Source organism: Vibrio furnissii CIP 102972 (genome assembly GCF_000176175.1).
GTDB lineage: Bacteria > Pseudomonadota > Gammaproteobacteria > Enterobacterales > Vibrionaceae > Vibrio > Vibrio furnissii.
In genome coordinates, this window is the sequence record NZ_ACZP01000020.1 from 64,326 (window position 1) to 83,120 (window position 18,795).

The 18,795-nt window shown below is 51.2% G+C and carries 17 protein-coding genes; 5 read left to right on the forward strand and 12 right to left on the reverse strand.

Annotated elements, in window-relative coordinates; all coding sequences use genetic code 11:
* Positions 1 to 7: 7 nt before the first annotated feature.
* Positions 8 to 1,252 (forward strand): ATP-dependent RNA helicase SrmB, encoded by a 1,245-nt coding sequence (gene srmB, locus VFA_RS20795; RefSeq protein WP_004728921.1) that lies wholly within the window; start codon positions 8 to 10, stop codon positions 1,250 to 1,252.
* A 107-nt stretch (positions 1,253 to 1,359) separates the two neighbouring features.
* Here srmB and prfC read toward each other — a convergent pair whose 3' ends face one another.
* Positions 1,360 to 2,949, reverse strand: coding sequence for a peptide chain release factor 3 (prfC, locus tag VFA_RS20800; RefSeq protein ID WP_004728923.1), 1,590 nt, complete (start codon positions 2,947 to 2,949; stop codon positions 1,360 to 1,362).
* Positions 2,950 to 3,157: 208 nt separating this feature from the next.
* Here prfC and VFA_RS20805 point away from each other — a divergent pair, with 208 nt between their 5' ends.
* Entirely contained in the window at positions 3,158 to 5,215 is a 2,058-nt protein-coding gene (locus tag VFA_RS20805) for a putative bifunctional diguanylate cyclase/phosphodiesterase (RefSeq protein ID WP_004728925.1), read from the forward strand.
* Positions 5,216 to 5,220: 5 nt separating this feature from the next.
* On the opposite strand, the gene rimI is transcribed toward VFA_RS20805, so the two are convergent.
* The 4 genes from rimI to ubiT form a co-directional block, all read right to left on the reverse strand.
* Positions 5,221 to 5,664, reverse strand: a complete 444-nt coding sequence (rimI, locus tag VFA_RS20810; protein WP_004728927.1) for a ribosomal protein S18-alanine N-acetyltransferase — start codon at positions 5,662 to 5,664, stop codon at positions 5,221 to 5,223.
* A complete protein-coding gene (locus VFA_RS20815; protein WP_004728929.1) occupies positions 5,661 to 6,071 on the reverse strand; it encodes a DNA polymerase III subunit psi in 411 nt (136 codons plus the stop codon). Before VFA_RS20815 ends, rimI begins: the two co-directional genes overlap by 4 nt.
* 174 nt (positions 6,072 to 6,245) lie before the next feature.
* The gene (locus VFA_RS20820) at positions 6,246 to 6,752 is read right to left on the reverse strand and encodes a GNAT family N-acetyltransferase (protein WP_004728932.1); all 507 of its coding nucleotides are present in this window, start codon (positions 6,750 to 6,752) and stop codon (positions 6,246 to 6,248) included.
* Entirely contained in the window at positions 6,736 to 7,263 is a 528-nt protein-coding gene (ubiT, locus tag VFA_RS20825) for a ubiquinone anaerobic biosynthesis accessory factor UbiT (protein ID WP_038152678.1), read from the reverse strand. Before ubiT ends, VFA_RS20820 begins: the two co-directional genes overlap by 17 nt.
* A 209-nt stretch (positions 7,264 to 7,472) precedes the next feature.
* Between ubiT and VFA_RS20830 the strand changes: the two genes are divergently transcribed.
* The 3 genes from VFA_RS20830 (at position 7,473) to VFA_RS20840 (ending at position 11,535) form a co-directional block, all read left to right on the forward strand.
* Positions 7,473 to 9,518, forward strand: coding sequence for a sensor domain-containing protein (locus tag VFA_RS20830; RefSeq protein WP_038152705.1), 2,046 nt, complete (start codon positions 7,473 to 7,475; stop codon positions 9,516 to 9,518).
* Between the two features lie 107 nt (positions 9,519 to 9,625).
* A complete protein-coding gene (ubiU, locus tag VFA_RS20835) occupies positions 9,626 to 10,639 on the forward strand; it encodes a ubiquinone anaerobic biosynthesis protein UbiU (protein WP_004728936.1) in 1,014 nt (337 codons plus the stop codon).
* Between the two features lie 17 nt (positions 10,640 to 10,656).
* A complete protein-coding gene (locus VFA_RS20840) occupies positions 10,657 to 11,535 on the forward strand; it encodes a U32 family peptidase (protein ID WP_004728938.1) in 879 nt (292 codons plus the stop codon).
* A gap of 95 nt (positions 11,536 to 11,630) precedes the next feature.
* On the opposite strand, the gene VFA_RS20845 is transcribed toward VFA_RS20840, so the two are convergent.
* The 7 genes from VFA_RS20845 to rbfA all read right to left on the reverse strand — a co-directional run bounded on the left by VFA_RS20845 (position 11,631) and on the right by rbfA (position 18,717).
* Positions 11,631 to 12,965 carry an MATE family efflux transporter gene (locus tag VFA_RS20845; protein WP_004728941.1) on the reverse strand — a complete coding sequence of 445 codons (1,335 nt, stop codon included), beginning with the start codon at positions 12,963 to 12,965 and terminating at the stop codon, positions 11,631 to 11,633.
* 48 nt (positions 12,966 to 13,013) lie between these two features.
* A complete protein-coding gene (locus VFA_RS20850; protein ID WP_004728942.1) occupies positions 13,014 to 13,424 on the reverse strand; it encodes a MarR family winged helix-turn-helix transcriptional regulator in 411 nt (136 codons plus the stop codon).
* A 114-nt stretch (positions 13,425 to 13,538) separates the two neighbouring features.
* On the reverse strand, positions 13,539 to 14,456 hold the full coding sequence (gene nlpI, locus VFA_RS20855; protein ID WP_004728944.1) for a lipoprotein NlpI: 918 nt from the start codon (positions 14,454 to 14,456) through the stop codon (positions 13,539 to 13,541).
* Between the two features lie 112 nt (positions 14,457 to 14,568).
* Positions 14,569 to 16,704 (reverse strand): polyribonucleotide nucleotidyltransferase, encoded by a 2,136-nt coding sequence (gene pnp, locus VFA_RS20860; protein ID WP_004728946.1) that lies wholly within the window; start codon positions 16,702 to 16,704, stop codon positions 14,569 to 14,571.
* Positions 16,705 to 16,988: 284 nt separating this feature from the next.
* Positions 16,989 to 17,258, reverse strand: a complete 270-nt coding sequence (gene rpsO / locus VFA_RS20865; RefSeq protein WP_004728948.1) for a 30S ribosomal protein S15 — start codon at positions 17,256 to 17,258, stop codon at positions 16,989 to 16,991.
* Between the two features lie 116 nt (positions 17,259 to 17,374).
* Positions 17,375 to 18,322, reverse strand: a complete 948-nt coding sequence (gene truB, locus VFA_RS20870) for a tRNA pseudouridine(55) synthase TruB (protein ID WP_004728950.1) — start codon at positions 18,320 to 18,322, stop codon at positions 17,375 to 17,377.
* Positions 18,322 to 18,717 carry a 30S ribosome-binding factor RbfA gene (gene rbfA, locus VFA_RS20875; protein WP_004728952.1) on the reverse strand — a complete coding sequence of 132 codons (396 nt, stop codon included), beginning with the start codon at positions 18,715 to 18,717 and terminating at the stop codon, positions 18,322 to 18,324. Before rbfA ends, truB begins: the two co-directional genes overlap by 1 nt.
* Between the last annotated feature and the right edge of the window lie 78 nt (positions 18,718 to 18,795).

Sequence of the window (18,795 nt, forward strand, 5' to 3'; positions counted from 1 at the left end):
AATAATAGTGATCAAAACCTTTGCTGACCTAGAACTGGACCCAAATCTTCTTGAAGCGATCGAGGAAATGGGCTTCGAACGCCCAACTCAAGTTCAAGCCGAAGCGATTCCCCACGCCCTGGACGGCAGAGATGTATTGGCATCCGCTCCGACCGGCACCGGTAAAACTGCCGCGTTCGTTATTCCAGCACTGCAGTTCCTGCAAGACTTTCCACGGAAGAAAGCTGGCCCAGCTCGTATTCTGATTCTGACGCCAACCCGTGAATTGGCGATGCAGATTACCGAACAAGCACGTGAACTGGCGAAATACACCAAGCTGAATATTTTCACCATCACCGGCGGCGTGCAGTATCAAGAACACGCCGACATTCTGGCGACCACGCAAGACATCGTGGTGGCAACGCCAGGTCGCTTGCTGGAGTACATCGAAGCAGAACGCTTTGACTGCCGCGCAATTGAATGGCTGATCTTGGATGAAGCGGACCGCATGCTAGACATGGGCTTTGGCCCGGTGGTCGATCGCCTATCGGCGGAATGTCGCTGGCGTAAACAAACCATGCTGTTCTCAGCAACGTTGGAAGGTCGTGGCGTAGAAGGCTTTACCGCTGACCTGCTCAAAGAGCCAGCCGAAGTCAACGCTGAGCCGCCACGTCGCGAACGCAAAAAGATTTCTCAGTGGTATCACCGTGCCGACGACATGAACCACAAACTGGAGCTGCTGAAAGCAATTCTGACGCAGCAATCCGAGCGTGCGATCGTGTTCTTCAAAACACGTGAGCGCCTGGCGGAAGTTCGTGCAGTGCTCGAAAGCGCACAAATTGCTTGTTCGTGGATTCAAGGTGAAATGCCGCAAGATCGCCGTAATAACGCAATTAGCCGCTTCCGTGACGGCAGCGTGAACATTCTGCTGGCGACCGACGTTGCCGCGCGCGGTATCGACGTACCGGATGTCAGCCACGTGATCAACTTTGACCTGCCTCGCAGCGCAGATGTGTACCTGCACCGCATCGGTCGCACGGCGCGCGCCGGTAAAAAAGGCATCGCGATTTCGCTGGTAGAAGCCCACGACCAACCGATGATGGATCGCGTGGCTCGCTACCTGAAAGAAGACATCAAAGAGCGCTATGTCGATGGCATGCGTCCTAAACACAAAAAACCCGTGTTTAAGAAAAAGAAAAAAGACGACAGCAAGAAAAAAACGGCCGTGAAAAAAACCGCCGGTAAGAAAAGCAGCGGCAAGAAGAAAAAATAATTCTGCCCGCAAAGATAGAAAAAGCCGATGCATTGCATCGGCTTTTTTATTGCGTCATCGCCATGAAGACTGCGCCAGCATTGCCGCGCTGTCAGGCATCCACTCGCTTAGTGTTCGCGTGTGGCGCGGAAGGTCACTTCCGGCGAACGTTCTTGCGCGAGGTTGAGGTTCACCATGGTTGGCGCGATGTACGCCAGGTTATCCCCACCATCCAGCGCTAGGTTGCTCTGGTTCTTACGTTTGAACTCTTCGAATTTCTTCACATCGCTGCATTCTACCCAGCGCGCCGTCGCTACGTTCACGCCTTCGTAGATCGCTTCCACGTTGTATTCTGATTTGAGACGCGCCACCACCACATCAAACTGCAGCACACCGACTGCGCCCACGATCAGATCGTTGTTTTGTAGTGGACGGAACACCTGCACCGCACCTTCTTCTGACAACTGAACCAGACCTTTGAGCAGCTGTTTCTGCTTCAATGGATCTTTGAGGCGAATACGACGGAATAGCTCTGGCGCAAAGTTAGGAATGCCGGAGAATTTCAGTGATTCACCTTGCGTGAACGTATCACCAATTTGAATCGTACCGTGGTTGTGCAGACCAATGATGTCACCCGCAAACGCTTCTTCAGCGCGTGAGCGGTCGCCAGCCATGAAGGTCACCGCATCAGAAATGCTCACCTGTTTACCCAAGCGAACATGGTTCATCTTCATGCCCTGCTTGTAGGTGCCGGATACGATACGCATGAACGCGATACGGTCGCGGTGTTTCGGATCCATGTTGGCCTGAATCTTAAACACGAAACCACTGAATTTTTCTTCGGTCGCTTCGACTTGACGCTCGTTCGCCGCACGCGGCAGTGGCGCAGGCGCCCACTCGGTCAGGCCGTCTAGCATGTGGTCAACACCGAAGTTCCCCAGTGCCGTACCAAAGAAGACTGGCGTCAGTTCACCTTTCAGGAACAGCTCGCGGTCAAACTCGTGTGATGCGCCGAGCACCAGCTCCAGCTCTTCACGCAGTTGGCTCGCCAGATCCTCACCGATGTGCGTATCCAGCTCTGGGTTATCCAAGCCTTTAACAATGCGCTCTTCCTGAATGGTGTGGCCTTGGCCGGTTGCGTACAGCACCGTTTCATCACGATGAATGTGGTACACGCCTTTGAACTCTTTCCCACAGCCGATTGGCCATGTCACGGGCGCGCACGCGATGCTGAGTTCGTTTTCCACTTCATCCAGCAATTCCATTGGGTCGCGAATGTCACGGTCCAATTTGTTCATGAACGTTACGATTGGCGTATCACGCAGGCGGGTAACTTCCATCAGCTTACGGGTTCGATCTTCGACACCTTTTGCCGCATCAATCACCATCAGGCACGAGTCCACTGCCGTCAACGTACGGTACGTATCTTCAGAGAAGTCTTCGTGTCCCGGGGTATCCAGTAGGTTCACCAGCGCATCGCGGTAAGGGAACTGCATCACAGAGGTGGTGACCGAGATACCCCGTTCTTTTTCCATCTCCATCCAGTCTGATTTCGCGTGCTGAGCAGAACCACGGCCTTTGACCGAACCGGCCGTTTGAATTGCGCGTCCGAACAACAACACTTTTTCAGTGATGGTGGTTTTACCCGCATCCGGGTGCGAGATAATGGCGAAAGTTCGACGCTTAGAAACTTCGCCTAAAAAAGGAGTAGTAGACATGAAACGGATCTTCTCTTGATGCTAAAAGGCGGCATGCAGCCAGACCTTAGCCTTTCGGTTCAAATTTGCGCGGTATTCTCTCTGATCTTGGCCTCGGGAGCAACTTTAAGACACGCAACACAGAAAAGCTGAGTTTTGACTTGGCCTTTAATTTCTCTCGAATTATGGACTATAACTGATAAGGAAGAACAGGGAATGCTCAACCTCTATGACCAAACTCAAACAGATTCACTCATTAGCGTTTCGCCAAGCCAAGACCGTCTTTCTGGTCTCTGTGCTATTGGGCTTTTGTTTCAGCCTCTATCATACGCTGGTCGACCTACATCAGGAACAAGGACGCATTGAAGAGCACTATCATTTCAAGCTGATTCAAAGCTACAACAACGCCAGCCAAGCGGCGTATCATTTGAATCATCTGCTGGCAGAACAGGTCGCCACCAGCTTGATGGCCGATCCGGCGATTTACCGCGTCTCGATTGTCGATGACTTTGGGGATGATTTGGCGCGTATGGAACGTAATGTGGCAGCGCAAGGTGCGTTTATTCAACTGCTGTCGCGCTACTTAACGCCCGATGTCCCAACCTTTCAGGCCGATTTGCACCAACCCAACTCCAATGTGGTGATCGGGACCTTAAGTTTTTCCATCAACGGTACCTCCATTGCCGAAGCCTTTTTGGCGAAAACAACCCGCGTGCTGATGTTCGACCTGCTGCGCAACGTGCTGCTCACCACCATTTTGCTGATCTTTTTCTATCGCAAGCTGTCGTTGCCGATCACCACGCTGATCAACTGGGTACGGTCGCTGCCCGACCGGCCGCACAACCTGTCGCCGCCGTTGATTCATCAAGAAAGCGAGCTGAGTGAACTGGCGTCGTCATTTCACACCTTGTGGCATGAGCGCGAACTGGCCGAAGCCAAACTCAATCAGCTCGCCTACTACGACACGTTAACCGGGCTTGCAAACCGCAGCCTGTTGCTGCAAATGCTGAGTAAATCCATCGATCTTGCCCAACACGATCAACACAGCGGCGTGCTGTTCTATCTCGATCTGGATCGCTTCAAAACCATCAATGACTCCTTGGGCCACACCATCGGCGACAAATTGATCAAAGCCATCGCCACGCGCCTGCAAGCTTGGGCAAAACAGGATTATATTGCCGCGCGTATTGGGGGCGATGAGTTTGTGGTGCTGATCCCCGCGTTGGACAGCGAGCGCGTCGAGAACGTCGCCAAGCAGTTACTCGCGTTGATCTCCAATCCGTATTCGATTGACGATCACCAACTGTATTGCTCGGTCAGCATTGGGATTTCGATGTTTCCATCGGCTGGTATCACCAACATCGATGTGCTGCGCCAAGCCGACACCGCGCTCTATCGCGCCAAAGTCAGCGGCCGCAACAAATATGTGTTTTACGAGCCTGAAATGCAGGCGCAGGTCGAATCATTTTTGGAAATCGAAAAAGGTTTGCACGAGGCACTGAGTCATAATCAATTTGAGCTTTACTACCAACCGCAGGTCAATCTCGACCACCAGATCATCGGCGTTGAAGCGTTGATTCGCTGGAATCATCCGCACAAAGGTGTGTTGCCACCGGGGGCATTCATGTCGATCGCCGAAGAAACCGGACAAATTTTGCAGATCGGCAATTGGATCATCGAGCAAGCCTGCTATCAATACGCTCAATGGAAGAAAGAGGGCGTGCTACCGCCGGAGTTCCAACGTTTGGCGATCAACATCAGCCCGCTGCAATTTGCGCAGGACGCATTTGTCGATCACATTCGCGACGCCTTGCAACAAGCGGGGATCACGGGCGAACACATTGAACTGGAGATCACCGAAAGTCTGCTGCTAGAAAATGTCGAAAGCGCGATTGAAAAAATGGCGCGTTTGAAAGAGTTTCAGCTCAACATTTCGATTGATGACTTTGGGACGGGCTACTCGTCGCTGCGTTACCTGAAACATCTGGCGGTGGATGTGCTCAAGATCGACCGTTCGTTTGTCACCCAGTTGCATCTAGACGACAGCGACCAGGCGATCGTCGATACCATCATCATGATTGCGCGCCGTTTGGGGCTGGAAGTGATTGCTGAAGGCGTGGAAGATACGTTTGAACTCAACGCGCTCAAGGAGTTGGGCTGTGAGCAGTTTCAAGGTTACTTATTTGATAAACCGCTGACGGCCCAAGAGATGGCGCAGCGGTTTAGTCATCATCACTATCATCAATTATTGGAGCCCGCCGAGACGCGTCAAATTGGCCTGCAATAAGCTATTTAGCAGATGTAGCTCATGATGATCGCATCTTCGCGACCATGCCCAGTGGGGTAGTAATTCACGCGGCGGTCAATTTCGTGAAACCCCAGATCCGTGTAAAGGGCGTAGGCTCGCGCGTTGCTTTCTCGCACTTCCAACCAAGCGCTCTCTGCGCCTTGCTCATGGCACATGTCGAGAAAATGTGTCACCAGTTGACGGCCATAGCCTTTGCCTTGCTGCGCTGGTTCAATGGCGATGTTGAGCAGCGTCACTTCACCAACAATGTTTTGAGCAAAGAAATACCCGACCACCTTGCCGCTGACCAACATCACGCAGTGACAAGCACCGCGGCTGGAGAGATCGCCCACCATGGTTTTTGACCATGGGTGCGTGTGTGCATGCAGTTCAATGTGATAGACCGCGTCGGTATGCTCGGCGGCCATCGGTACAAATTCAACACTCATTTAGATTGCGCTCCGTACGAGCAAATTTGTTGCCATAAGTCACGGCGATGTTGCGTATGACCATCAATGTCGGCCAACGCAGGTGAGGTCAGCCGGTTGGCCGACGTGTCCACATCCACCTCAACACCCGCCAACCAAATCCACGCTAAGCCGCTCAGGTCCAACTGCGCCAATTGATGGGGAAAGACATGACGCGCCGCTGCAAGTGGCACATGAAAACTTTTCAACACTCGTTCAAACAGCAGCGCTTCCGCAGCCGTTGGGTAGGTGTCACTCACCAGCACCAAACGGCATTCGTCGTCCAATGGCGCTAAGGTGGGCTGATAGCCTTGCAGACGCTCAGGATGCACCAGATCCCAGCTCTGGATACCCATGGCGTGTAAGTAGTGTTGTTGGCGGTCAGACATGTCGCTTCGCTCGTCGATTCATTGCGCGCCATGCTATCAAACTTCGTTGAATTCACTCAAGACGCCGTGTGCGAAAAGGCACAAAAAAACAAAGGAGCCGTCAGGCTCCTTGGCATTCACGTTGTGGCCATCGCATAAGTTGAGGCCATCGCATGATCAGCGCGCTCAAGCATGTTACGCGAGGTCAGCAAATTCCGGACAGTATTGAATCTCACCGCTGCGGCCGGTCAATTCATCGTCCCACAGGGCGACAATTTGAAATGCGTCAGCCGGCACGTCCCATTGACAATGAAATCCGTGTTTTTCGGCCGATGTAAAACCAAAGCGCGCGTAATAATCCGGGTTGCCAAGCACGACGCAAGCGGGATAGCCCAACTCACCCAGCGACGCCAAGCCCTCATTCACCAGCTCGCCGCCCAACCCTTGATGACGAAATTCCGCTTTGACGGCCAAAGGCGCCAAGCCTTGCCAGTTGAGGTCTTCGCCATTGAGCAGTACCGGACTGAACATGGCATGCCCCACCACTTCCCCCTCATCATCACACGCCACCAGCGACAACGTGCGGTGACTGTTTTCTCGTAATGCCATGACCAGATTTGCTTCAGCGTCGGTGTCAAACACCGTTTTAAGCAGACGGTCGACCGCCAGAATGTCCGCTGGAGCTTCAGTTCGAATAAGCATTGAGTACCTCATTGTGTGTGTTTGGCGTTTGCATGCCTTTATGCACAAAATCGGCCAGTTGGTGAAGTAAAATTTGCAATGCTTTCGGTAATTGTTCCAAATCCACACTGTCCATCAAGTTTTTGACTTCCAGTCCCAACTCCGTATCCCCTTCAATCGACAGGCGACGTTGGAAAAATAAGGTATCGGGATCTTCTTTGCGGCCCGCGATCAGAACAAGGTCATTTAAATCGCCGCTAAAACTGACATCTTCATGGCGTACATTGTCTGCAACGATGAGATTTTCGTTCTCATAACTGATAAACCAACGTAAATTCAGGTCTCGGATTTCGACCTTGAGCCATTTGTCTTCAAGGAATTCGAAGTCGCCGTCATCCAAGGCTTCGTGGAAGGCGAGTTTGAGCCCATCCAGCAAGGCTTTTTTTTGCACAGATTTAGGTAATAAGTGGATTGGAGATCTCAAAATTGATGCGGCATTTTGAACTAGTTGAGTACGAATCTTGTTAATCACGCGCGTTATCCGTTACCTTTTAAATTAAGTGTGTCTCATCATAATGGATGTATTTACGCCAATTCCTGTTATGCATCAAAAAACCAGTTCCCTGATGTCGCTTTTCAGTAGCAGGAATCAAAGTTATAGTTAATGGTTGTTGCCTGAGTAACAATTTCAATGAATAGTACGCATTCTGGACGGTTGGTAGTATCTTGATGCTTTCGCACATGCCCTCGCAAAATATACAGCACTGGTTTGCAAAAATTACGTCGCATAGTCCGTTCTTTTTTGCATTGCTTAATGACCAACATCAGTATGTTCTGGTCAATGAGCGCTATTGCGACATCGCTGGCTTGTCAGCAGATGAACTCGTTGGCATGAACGATAAAAGCGTGTTGGGCGAACACTTTTATCAGCATCTCAAGCCCTACTACGACCGTGCGTTTCGCGGCGAAACTCTTGAAGCCGAAGTCACACTACACGAGCTCGACCTCGAAACCAGTCTGCACTTTTCGCTCTCGCCCATTCTCAATGACAAACAGGTCGAATACGTCGTTTTTCACGCCATCGACACGTCTGAAAAACAGATTCTCATTCGTTCACTGGAAGAGTCCGAACACAAGTTTTCCACCCTCACCACACTGCTGCCCGACGGCTTACTGTTGGTGGAAGACGATTGCATCATTTCCGCGAACCCATCATCGGCACGTTTGCTTGGCTTGGATGACACCTCCGATTTACTCGGTGAAGATCTTTCTAGCCTGTTTATTGACGAAAAAACCAAAGCGGCATTTAGCACCCCCATCGGGTTGTTGCTCTCAGAAGCCCCCTTGGTGTGCCTGACCGGCCCTCGCTGCGGCTTTGAGCGGAAAGTCCAGCTCAATGCGGGCACCACTCGCGTGCTCAGCAGCAACTCACAACTGATCCTGATTCAGGATGCGTCGCAAGCGACCAAACAGCTCTCGGCGACGACCCAAACGGATGTACATATCGACACCTTAACCGGTTTGTATAACCGTTTGGGCTTTACCAAACGCCTAGAACACCTGATTCAAAACGACACGCCGTTGGTCATGCTCTACCTCGACATTGATAACTTCAAAAACATCAATGACTCGTTGGGGCATCACATTGGCGACAAAGTGATCAAAGAAGTGTCATCGCGCCTCAAACGTCTGTTGCCGCCTCACGCGGTATTGGGTCATCTTGGTGGCGACGAATTTGGTTTGATCTTGCCCGAGCCGGAGCACAATCGCTCCGCCGAAATGCTGGCAGAGCGCATCATTTCGCTCATCAACCAACCGTTCGATCTGCATCATTTCAGCAAACGACTGGCCTGTTCAATCGGCAGCGTGTGCTACCCGGGTGATGGCAGCGACGCGCGCGTGCTGCTGCAAAACGCGGACACGGCGATGTACGAAGCCAAAGATCGCGGCCGCAACCGCTTAATCAAGTTCAATGATCAAATGAACAAAGAAGCACGTATGCGCCTGTGGCTGGAGATCGAACTACAAAAAGCCCTGCAACAAAATGGCTTGGAAGTGTGGTACCAACCGAAAGTGAATGCGCGTGATTTCAGCATCAATGGCGCGGAAGCATTGGTGCGCTGGAAGCACCCGGTTGAAGGCTACATCAGCCCGGGTGCCTTCATTCCCGTGGCGGAAAAAGCCGGCTTGATCGAACACCTTGGCCGCGTGGTGATGCGCGATGTGTTTGCCACCGTCAAACGCTGGAAACAGCAAGGCATTTTGCCAGGCCGTGTGGCAATTAACATTTCACCCGAACAGTTTGGTAACCCACAACTGATTGATTACCTTGAGAAGTTACTACGCACGACGGCGCTGGATCCCAACTGCATCACCTTTGAGCTGACAGAAAGTGCGGTGATGAGCGACAGCGAACACACGCTACAAATGCTCAATGCGATTAAGAAACTGGGGTTTTCGTTGTCGATTGACGACTTCGGCACCGGCTACTCGTCGCTGGCCTATTTGGCACGCTTTCCGATCGACGAGCTGAAAATTGACCGCGCGTTTATCACCGACATCGACACGCTCCCGAAACAGGTGACGGTGATTGAAAACATCATTAATTTGGGTAAATCGCTCAACTTAACGGTGGTGGCCGAAGGGGTCGAAACTCAGCAACAAGCCACGTTGCTCTCCAACCTCAACTGCCATTCGATTCAAGGCTTCCACTTCTATCGCCCGCAACCGAAACATGAAGTCGAAGAGCTGTTTTCTCAGCATCGCCGTCATCGTAAATCACTCTAAGTGAGTAATTTTTCCTTTATTGAGTGAAACCTGCCTTACATCAAATCCGATATTCATAATTCTTCATAAAATACGGGAACTTGTCCTCAGAAAACAGTACCCGAGCAATGGAACTACTCTGTCCTGCAGGCAACCTGCCTGCTCTCAAAACAGCCATCGACTGTGGCGCTGACGCGGTTTACATCGGCTTTAAAGATGACACGAATGCACGTCACTTCGCGGGCCTGAATTTCAGTGGCAAAAAGCTGGATAAAGCCGTTCAGTACGTCCATGACCAAGGAAAAAAGATTCACGTCGCCCTCAACACCTTCGCGCATCCCAATGGATTTGAGCGATGGAGCAGTGCGGTGGATCAAGCCGCCGATTTGGGCATTGATGCGTTGATCGTGGCCGATGTGGCCATTCTCGATTACGCCGCCACTCGCTACCCAGACTTGGAATTGCACCTGTCCGTGCAAGCCTCGGCCACCAACGTCAAAGCGGTCGAGTTCTACAAGCAGAACTTCAACGTGAAACGCGTCGTTCTGCCGCGCGTACTCTCCATTCATCAGGTCAAACAGCTCTCGCGTAATATTCCACACGATGTCGAATTGGAAGTGTTTGCTTTTGGCAGCCTGTGCATCATGTCGGAAGGGCGCTGCTACTTGTCATCGTACATGACAGGCGAATCGCCCAATACCGTGGGGGCGTGCTCACCAGCCAAATACGTACGCTGGCAAGAAACCGCGTCCGGTTTGGAATCGCGCTTGAATGAAATCCTGATCGATAAATATTCGGCCGGAGAGAACGCGGGCTACCCCACGCTGTGTAAAGGTCGCTTTATTGCCGACATCGACGGTGAACATAAGCGCTACCATGCGCTGGAAGAACCCACGAGCCTTAATACCTTGTCGTTGCTGCCAGAACTGTTTGCTGCGAACGTGGCCTCAGTCAAAATTGAAGGCCGTCAGCGCAGCCCGGCGTATGTTGAACAAGTGACGCGTACTTGGCGCGCCGCCATCGACCGTTACCTGGCCAATCCAGAAGGCTATCAAGTGGAAGCGGCGTGGAATGCAGCGCTGGCTAATGTTTCGGAAGGCACACAGACCACACTCGGTGCTTATCACCGTCAATGGCAATAAACGACGTGGAGAACACCATGAAATACGCCCTCGGTCCCCTGCTCTACTTCTGGCCCAAGCAAGATGTAGAACAATTTTATCAGCAAGCGTGCGCCAGCAACGCCGACATCATTTATCTCGGTGAAACCGTCTGTTCCAAACGACGCGAAATGAAATCGCAACACTGGCTGGAGATCGCGCAAGCCCTGAGTGCTGCCGGCAAGCAAGTCGTGTTATCCACCATGGCGCTGCTCGAAGCCCCCAGTGAAATCAATGTGATGAAAAAATACATTGATAACGGTGACTTCGCGGTCGAAGCCAATGACATGGCAGCGATTCAAATGGCGAGCGAAAAAGGCATTCCGTTTGTGGTTGGTCCGGCCATCAATGCGTACAACGCTTACGCCCTGAAGCTGTTTCTCAAACAAGGGATGACCCGTTGGTGCATGCCAGTAGAACTGTCGCGTGATTGGCTCCAGAACGTGTTGGCACAGTGCGAACAGCTGGGTATTCGGGGTCAGTTTGAAACCGAAGTGTTCAGCCACGGTTATCTGCCGCTCGCCTACTCCGCGCGCTGCTTTACCGCGCGGGCTGAAAATCGCGCCAAAGATGAATGCGAGACCTGTTGCATCAAATACCCCACCGGCATTCAAGTTCACAGCCAAGAAGGTCAATCGGTGTTTAATCTGAACGGCATTCAGACGCAATCAGGTTACTGCTACAACTTGGTCAATGATCTGCCAGCCATGCAGGGATTGGTCGACGTGGTGCGCCTGAGCCCACTTGGCGTTGAAACCTTCAGCCATCTCGACCGCTTCAAAGCGAACGAGCATGGCCAGCACCCTCAGCCTCTAGCGAACCATCAATGCAACGGCTACTGGCATCAACTGGCGGGCCTAGAAGTCAAAAACATCTAACCCACCACACAACGATCACCGCCGTCATAGACGGTGGTTTAGGGATAGAAAAAAGGCTGAAGGATCTCTTCAGCCTTTTCACTCACAGATCGCCGTCAGGCGTACGCCGGGGCGCCCGGTTTGCCCAAGCGCGACACATCACGCCACAGCATGACAGCGACCACAGCAGTTAGCGCAATGTTCGACAGCGGAAACGCAATCCACACCCCAGTAATGCCATACAGTTTCGGCAGCATGTACAAAAACGGCAACTGCACCAACATGTTGCCCACGGTGACAAACATCGCTTTGCCCCCATGATTGGTCGCTTGATAGTAAGCCGCACTCACCACCAAAAAACCATCCAGAAACAGCGCAAACATGTGCAGTTTGAGCGCAAACACCGCGCCTTCCATCAAACGAGGATCATCGGAGTTAAAGATACCAATCACCTGTTCAGGAAACAGGTTGATCAGGACCACAAACACGACCCCGCCCAACACAGCGATGCTCATCGCCAATTTGAGCAAGCGGCGAATATTGTCGTACTGACGCGCACCATGGTTAAAGCTCGCCAGCGGTTGCATGCCGTTGGCAATGCCCTCCACCGTGAGATAGTACACGGTGACGATATAGCCCAAAATGGCATACGCACCGACCATGACGGCGTCGCCGTACTGAATGATCAAGCTGTTGTGTAACGCCACCATGGTTGAACCGTAGGCGTACATAAAAAAGCTGGAGACACCAATGGCAAAAATCTTCGGCAGATAGCGCCACTCCATGGTGAGACAAGCGCGTGTTAAACGCAGTTTGGCGCGCTTGGAGAAAAAGTAGCTCAAACCAAGCCCGGTGACGATCAGTTGCGAAATGGCCGTCGCAATCGCTGCACCGGTTAATTCCCATTGCCACCATGCGATCAGCACGTAATCAAGCACGATGTTACACAGCGCGCCCACCACCATCAACATGGTCGCCAAATTGGGGCTGTCATCATTGCGCAGCAAAAACGGCATCGCAATGGAGCCAAGGGTAAACACGCAGCCAACGATCAGCACTTGCAGATACTGCATGCCCAATTCAAATGTGCGCCCTTGTGCGCCTTGCCAACGCAAAAAGTCATCGGCAAAAAACCAAAGCAACGTCGCCACGACTGGCGCCAACATCACAAGAGTCAACAAGCCTGTCGCCAGAATACGCTTAGCACTGTGCAGATCTTTTTCCCCTTGTTTGATCGACACCAATGCACCGGTGCCGACCCCCACCAACATCCCCACGCCTAAAATGGTCCCAATCACCGGCCACGCAACGTTGATGCCGGCCAATCCGGTCGCACCAACATAGTGACCGATAAAAATACCATCCACGACTTGATAAAGACCATTCACCAGCATGGCAGCTACGGTTGGAATCGCGTAGCGAAGAAACTGACGATTGATAGAGGTGTTCATGTTCAACTACTCATTTATATTATTAGCTTTGCTAACTAATGTTAGCCATTAACGTAATGCTTTACTCAACAACATATCAAGGCATGATGACTCTTCGTCACTGAGGTGCTGCGACACCTGTTCAGCCAGCAATTGATACACTTTGGCTTCCGATGCCAAATGGATTTCCGCCAGTTCGGTCAATGACAACCGATGTGACCGAGCATCCTCACTGCATCGTGTTCTTTGCACCAATCCTTTTCTTTCTAGGCGTTTAGCCATATTTGATGCCGACGGTTTACTCACTTCGAGCTCCGCGGCCAAATCCGTGAGTCGAATCGCCTCCTGCGCGCCCTGAATGACCTTTAAGTAGTCATATTCATTGAAACTGAGCTGCGCGATGGGATCTTCTTTGCTGTACTTTCGCCACACTTTAGAGGTGAATCGCTCCAGTTTCTCTAGTTGGATATCTAAACTCATCCCGACGACCATTTAGTTAGAAAGGCTAACTATTTTGCCGAAATTTAAATCCATAGGCAATAAAAAAGCTGCCCGCTGGGCAGCTTTGATGAAAAGACAACTGAGTTCATACCGTTAATCGAGTGCGGGCGTTTCAGCCTTTGCTTTGGCAATTTGTACGTCACGCAGATGCTGGTAGATACGCCCCAGTTCAATGAATGAGTAACGGTGTTCCACGTATTCGTACACGTTAAAGGAGATCGCCAGCTTATACAAAGAGATGGCATGCGCGTAATCCCCTTGCATTTGATAGCGTTTTCCGAGGTAGAAGTAAGCTTCTGTCAGGTGCTGTGCCAACGCGCTGTTATCGCGTGTGGCTGCCAATACCGCTTTAAAGGCTTGCTCTTCAGACACTTGGTTGAGCATCAATGCCACCAAAACCCAGCCCCACTGTTCATCATGTTGCTGATAACGCGTCATCAAATCCTGACGTGCCTGCGCTGGGTGTAACTCGCTTTGAATGATATACAGCCAGAGCGCGCGAAACGGATCGCTGGGATCTTGCAGGTAATGGTTGTTGATTTCATCCAACGCCAACTCGGGACGCTCGCCGTAATAAAGTGCAATCGCACGATTACGCGCTGCGTAAAAATTCTCGGGGTCGAGCTCTAAGGTTGAATCAAATGATTCGTATGCCGCATCAAATTCACCGGCTTCGGTGTAATACACGCCGAGCAGATTAAAGATATCCGGTTGTGCCGGATTGAGTGAAAGAGACTGCGTAAAATCGAGGCGCGCTAAATCTCTTAACCCCACACTGTCGTAGTAATTGCCGCGTTCAAACAGCATCTTAGCGCGAACTTCATCGCTCAAATCCGGACGTTGCAGCAGTTGCGTTAAACGCGCAATTTGCACTTCTTGCTGCACACTCGCCTGTAGCGGAATCGCCATCGGTGGGTACACCCATTGCGTACCTTGGGTCGAAGATTGAGAGGCGCAACCTGCCAAAATCATCAGCGCGACGCTGGCTGTTGCGGTTCGAAACCATTTCACAAATCGATACTCCTGTGTATCCCGCATAAAAAAAGGGAGCGAATGACGCTCCCTTTATAACATGCTTTGGCGTTAAAAAGCGAAAACAGATCGCGCTTTAACCCAGTGAGGCTTATTCAGCTGCTGGTGCATCTTGTGCCGCTGGCGCTTCTTCAGCTGGTTTCTCAACCGCTTCTTTCATGCTCAGACGGACACGGCCTTGACGGTCGATTTCCAGAACTTTAACTTGTACTTCTTGGCCTTCAGACAGAACGTCAGACACTTTCTCGATACGCTTGTCAGCGATTTGAGAGATGTGAACCAGACCATCTTTACCTGGCAGTACGGTAACGAATGCGCCGAAGTCAGCCAGACGTGCCACTTTACCGGTGTAGATCTTACCCACTTCAACTTCTGCGGTGATCTGCTCGATACGACGGATCGCATCTTGTGCTTGCTCACCTGAAGTTGCCGCGATTTTGATGGTGCCGTCATCTTCGATTTCAATGGTCGTGCCAGTTTCTTCAGTCAGCTGACGAATCACTGCACCGCCTTTACCGATCACGTCTTTGATCTTGTCTGCGCTGATCTTCATGGTGTGGATACGTGGCGCGAATTGAGAGATATCGTCACGAGCACCAGAGATTGCTTGATCCATAACCGACAGAATGTGCAGACGTGCACCTTTTGCTTGGTTCAGAGCGATCTGCATGATCTCTTTGGTGATACCTTCAATCTTGATGTCCATCTGCAGTGCAGTCACACCGTTTGAAGTACCCGCTACTTTAAAGTCCATGTCGCCCAGGTGGTCTTCGTCACCCAGAATGTCAGACAGAACCACGAAGTCATCTTCTTCTTTCACCAGACCCATTGCGATACCCGCAACCGATGCTTTGATTGGCACACCCGCGTCCATCAGAGCCAGTGAAGAACCACATACAGACGCCATAGAAGACGAACCGTTTGATTCAGTGATTTCAGAAACCACACGTACGGTATATGGGAATTCATCGATAGAAGGCATCACTGCAGCAATACCGCGTTTTGCCAGACGACCGTGACCAATTTCACGACGCTTAGGAGAACCGACAAAACCAGTCTCGCCCACACAGTATGGAGGGAAGTTGTAGTGCAGCAGGAAGTGATCTTTTCGCTCGCCAGTCAGTTCGTCGATGATTTGCGCATCACGTTGAGTACCCAGAGTCGCCGTCACCAGCGCCTGAGTTTCACCGCGAGTAAACAGCGCACTACCGTGGGTACGTGGCAGAACGCCAGTACGTACGTCTAGTGCACGAACCATGTCTTTTTCACGGCCATCGATACGTGGGTTGCCAGCGATGATGCTACGACGTACCACAGTTTTTTCTAGGTCATGGAAAATAGTGTGAATTTCTTTTGGATTCAGCTCTTCGTTTTCAGCCAGCAGCGTTGCGCTGACTTCAGCACTGATTTCGTGGATGCGGTCATAACGCGCCATTTTTTCAGTGATTTGGTATGCTTCAACCAGTTTCGCTTCTGCAAGTTCAGCGATTTTAGCCGTCAGAGCCGTGTTCTCTTCTGGCGCAACCCAATCCCATGCTGGTGTCGCAACTTCTGCTGCAAATTCGTTGATCGCTTTGATCACAGTTTGTTGTTGGTCGTGACCAAATACAACCGCAGACAGCATCTCTTCTTCAGACAGAACTTCTGCTTCAGATTCAACCATCAGCACAGCAGATTCAGTACCGGCAACCACAAGGTCAAGCTTTGATGTTGCCAGCTCAGTGTTGCTTGGGTTCAGAACCAATTGACCATCGATGTGACCCACACGTGCAGCACCGATAGGACCGTTGAACGGAATACCAGAGATCGCTAGCGCAGCAGAAGTACCAATCATGGTCACGATGTCAGGTTGTACGTCTGGGTTAACAGACACAACAGTCGCAATCACTTGAACTTCGTTTTTAAATGCATCAGGGAACAGCGGACGGATTGGACGGTCGATCAGACGAGCAGTCAGCGTTTCGCCTTCAGAAGGACGGCCTTCGCGTTTAAAGAAACCACCTGGGATTTTCCCTGCAGCGTAAGTACGCTCTTGGTAGTTTACGGTCAGCGGGAAGAAATCTTGGCCTTCAACGGCTTCTTTCTTACCAACCACGCTTACGAATACTGCTGTATCGTCCATCGTTACCATGACAGCTGCCGTTGCTTGACGAGCCATCACGCCAGTTTCCAGTGTCACGGTGTGGTTACCGTACTGGAATGTTTTTACTACTGGTTTTTCAAACATTGAGTTTTTCCTTTTCCAGGGCGTACCTGGATGAATCGATTGAGGTCTCAAAACATCACCAATCGCGACTAGTAAAAACGGACTGATTGCCCAATCGGTTTTTAATAGCCGCGACCTGTTGGCCGACTTACGGTGACTGTAATGCCTTGAGTTTAGATAATGCTGACTCCATCGAGTCAGACGGCGGGTAGTATAAACTACATTGCGAAAGATGTGCCAAATTTAGATAACAAAAAAGGGGCATATAGCCCCTTTTTAAACAAACTGTACTATGCAGTCACTGATTAGCGACGTAGGCCTAGACGTTTGATTAGATCTTGGTAACGAGACAGGTCTTTGCCTTTCAGGTAATCAAGAAGTTTACGACGGCTAGAAACCATGCGTAGCAGACCACGACGGCTGTGGTGATCGCCTTTGTGCGCTTTGAAGTGACCTTGCAGGTGGTTGATAGAAGCAGTCAGTAGAGCTACTTGAACTTCTGGTGAACCAGTATCGCCTTCGGCACGTGCGTATTCAGCAACGATTGCTGCTTTAGTTTCTGCATTCAGAGACATAATTCTCTCCTAAAGAGTTAAGTTTATATTTGTGTCAGCCAATCTCTGATTCAGCCGACACGAGGAGCGCGAATTATAGGGAATTATTCCCCTTCGCACAAGATCAAAAAAGACCGTTACTCAGCGTCTGTCGGGTAAACCACCAAACGTTTTGGCGCAATTTTGCCATCGTCATTCATTTCACCCACGCCCAAGAAGAGTTTCTCCTCTCCGCCGGTCAAACGAACGAAGCAATCACTTGGCGCGCCGAAGACTTGCACCGCTTGGCCGTGTTGCACCATGTGAACCAGTTCAGGCACCAGATTCACTTCTGGCAAATCCTGCACTGCGGTATCCATTGGCAGCAGCAACGCATCCAACACGTCGTAAGGCGAGCGCTCTTCACGCTTGGCGTCTTCCACCATCGCGTTGAGTTGGTCTAATGTGACCATGTTTTCATACGGGTACTTCGCCACACCAGTGCGACGCAGCATTGTGACATGCGCACCGCAGCCCAGCATTTCGCCTAAATCATCAACGATGGTTCGAATGTACGTGCCTTTTGAGCAGTGCACTTCCATTTCCACTTCATCGCCTTCAAAGCGATGCAGGACGATGTCGTACACGGTAATTTTGCGCGCTTCGCGTGGCACTTCAATACCTTGGCGTGCGTATTCGTACAACGGACGTCCTTGATATTTCAGCGCAGAAAACATCGATGGCACCTGATCGGTTTCGCCACGGAATGATTCAATCTTGGCCAGCAAAGTCTCGCGATCGACCTGCACCGGGCGGGTTTCCACCACGTCACCGTCAGAGTCTGAGGTGTCGGTGCGCTCACCTAGTTTGGCAATCACGCGATAGCGTTTGTCGGAATCAAGCAGGAACTGGGAGAACTTGGTCGCTTCGCCAAGGCAAATCGGCAGCATACCGGTTGCAAGCGGATCCAGCGCACCGGTATGTCCAGCTTTTTCGGCGAAAAACAGGCGCTTCACTTTCTGTAAAATGTCGTTTGATGAAATGCCTGTTGACTTATCTAGCAACAGCACACCGTTGATCGCACGGCCTTTACGACGACGCGCCATTACTCTTCGTCCTCACGACCCGATTCTTTTTGCTTTTGCTTGTCTTGACTGACCACTTCGGTCACCAAGTTAGACATACGCATACCTTCCACCAAGGTGTTGTCGTAGTGGAAACGAATCTCTGGCGTCAGACGCAGACGAATGCGTTTGCCCAGCATCATACGGATGTGCACTTCGTGCTCACGCAGCGCATTCAGGCATGATTCTGGCGTTTGCTCACCCACGCACAGGAAGGTCACGAAAACTTTGGCGTAAGCCAGATCGCGAGACACTTCAACGTCAGAAATGGTCACCATCCCCAGGCGGGAATCGCGCACTTCGCGTTGTAGAATCATCGCTAATTCTTTTTGTAATTGCTGTGCCACACGTTGAGTACGGCTAAATTCTTTTGGCATATTCTTTTCTCACTGATAGAAAGAATGGGGGGATGGTTTACCCAGCCCCCCATGGTGTATTCAACAACCTAAACTTGC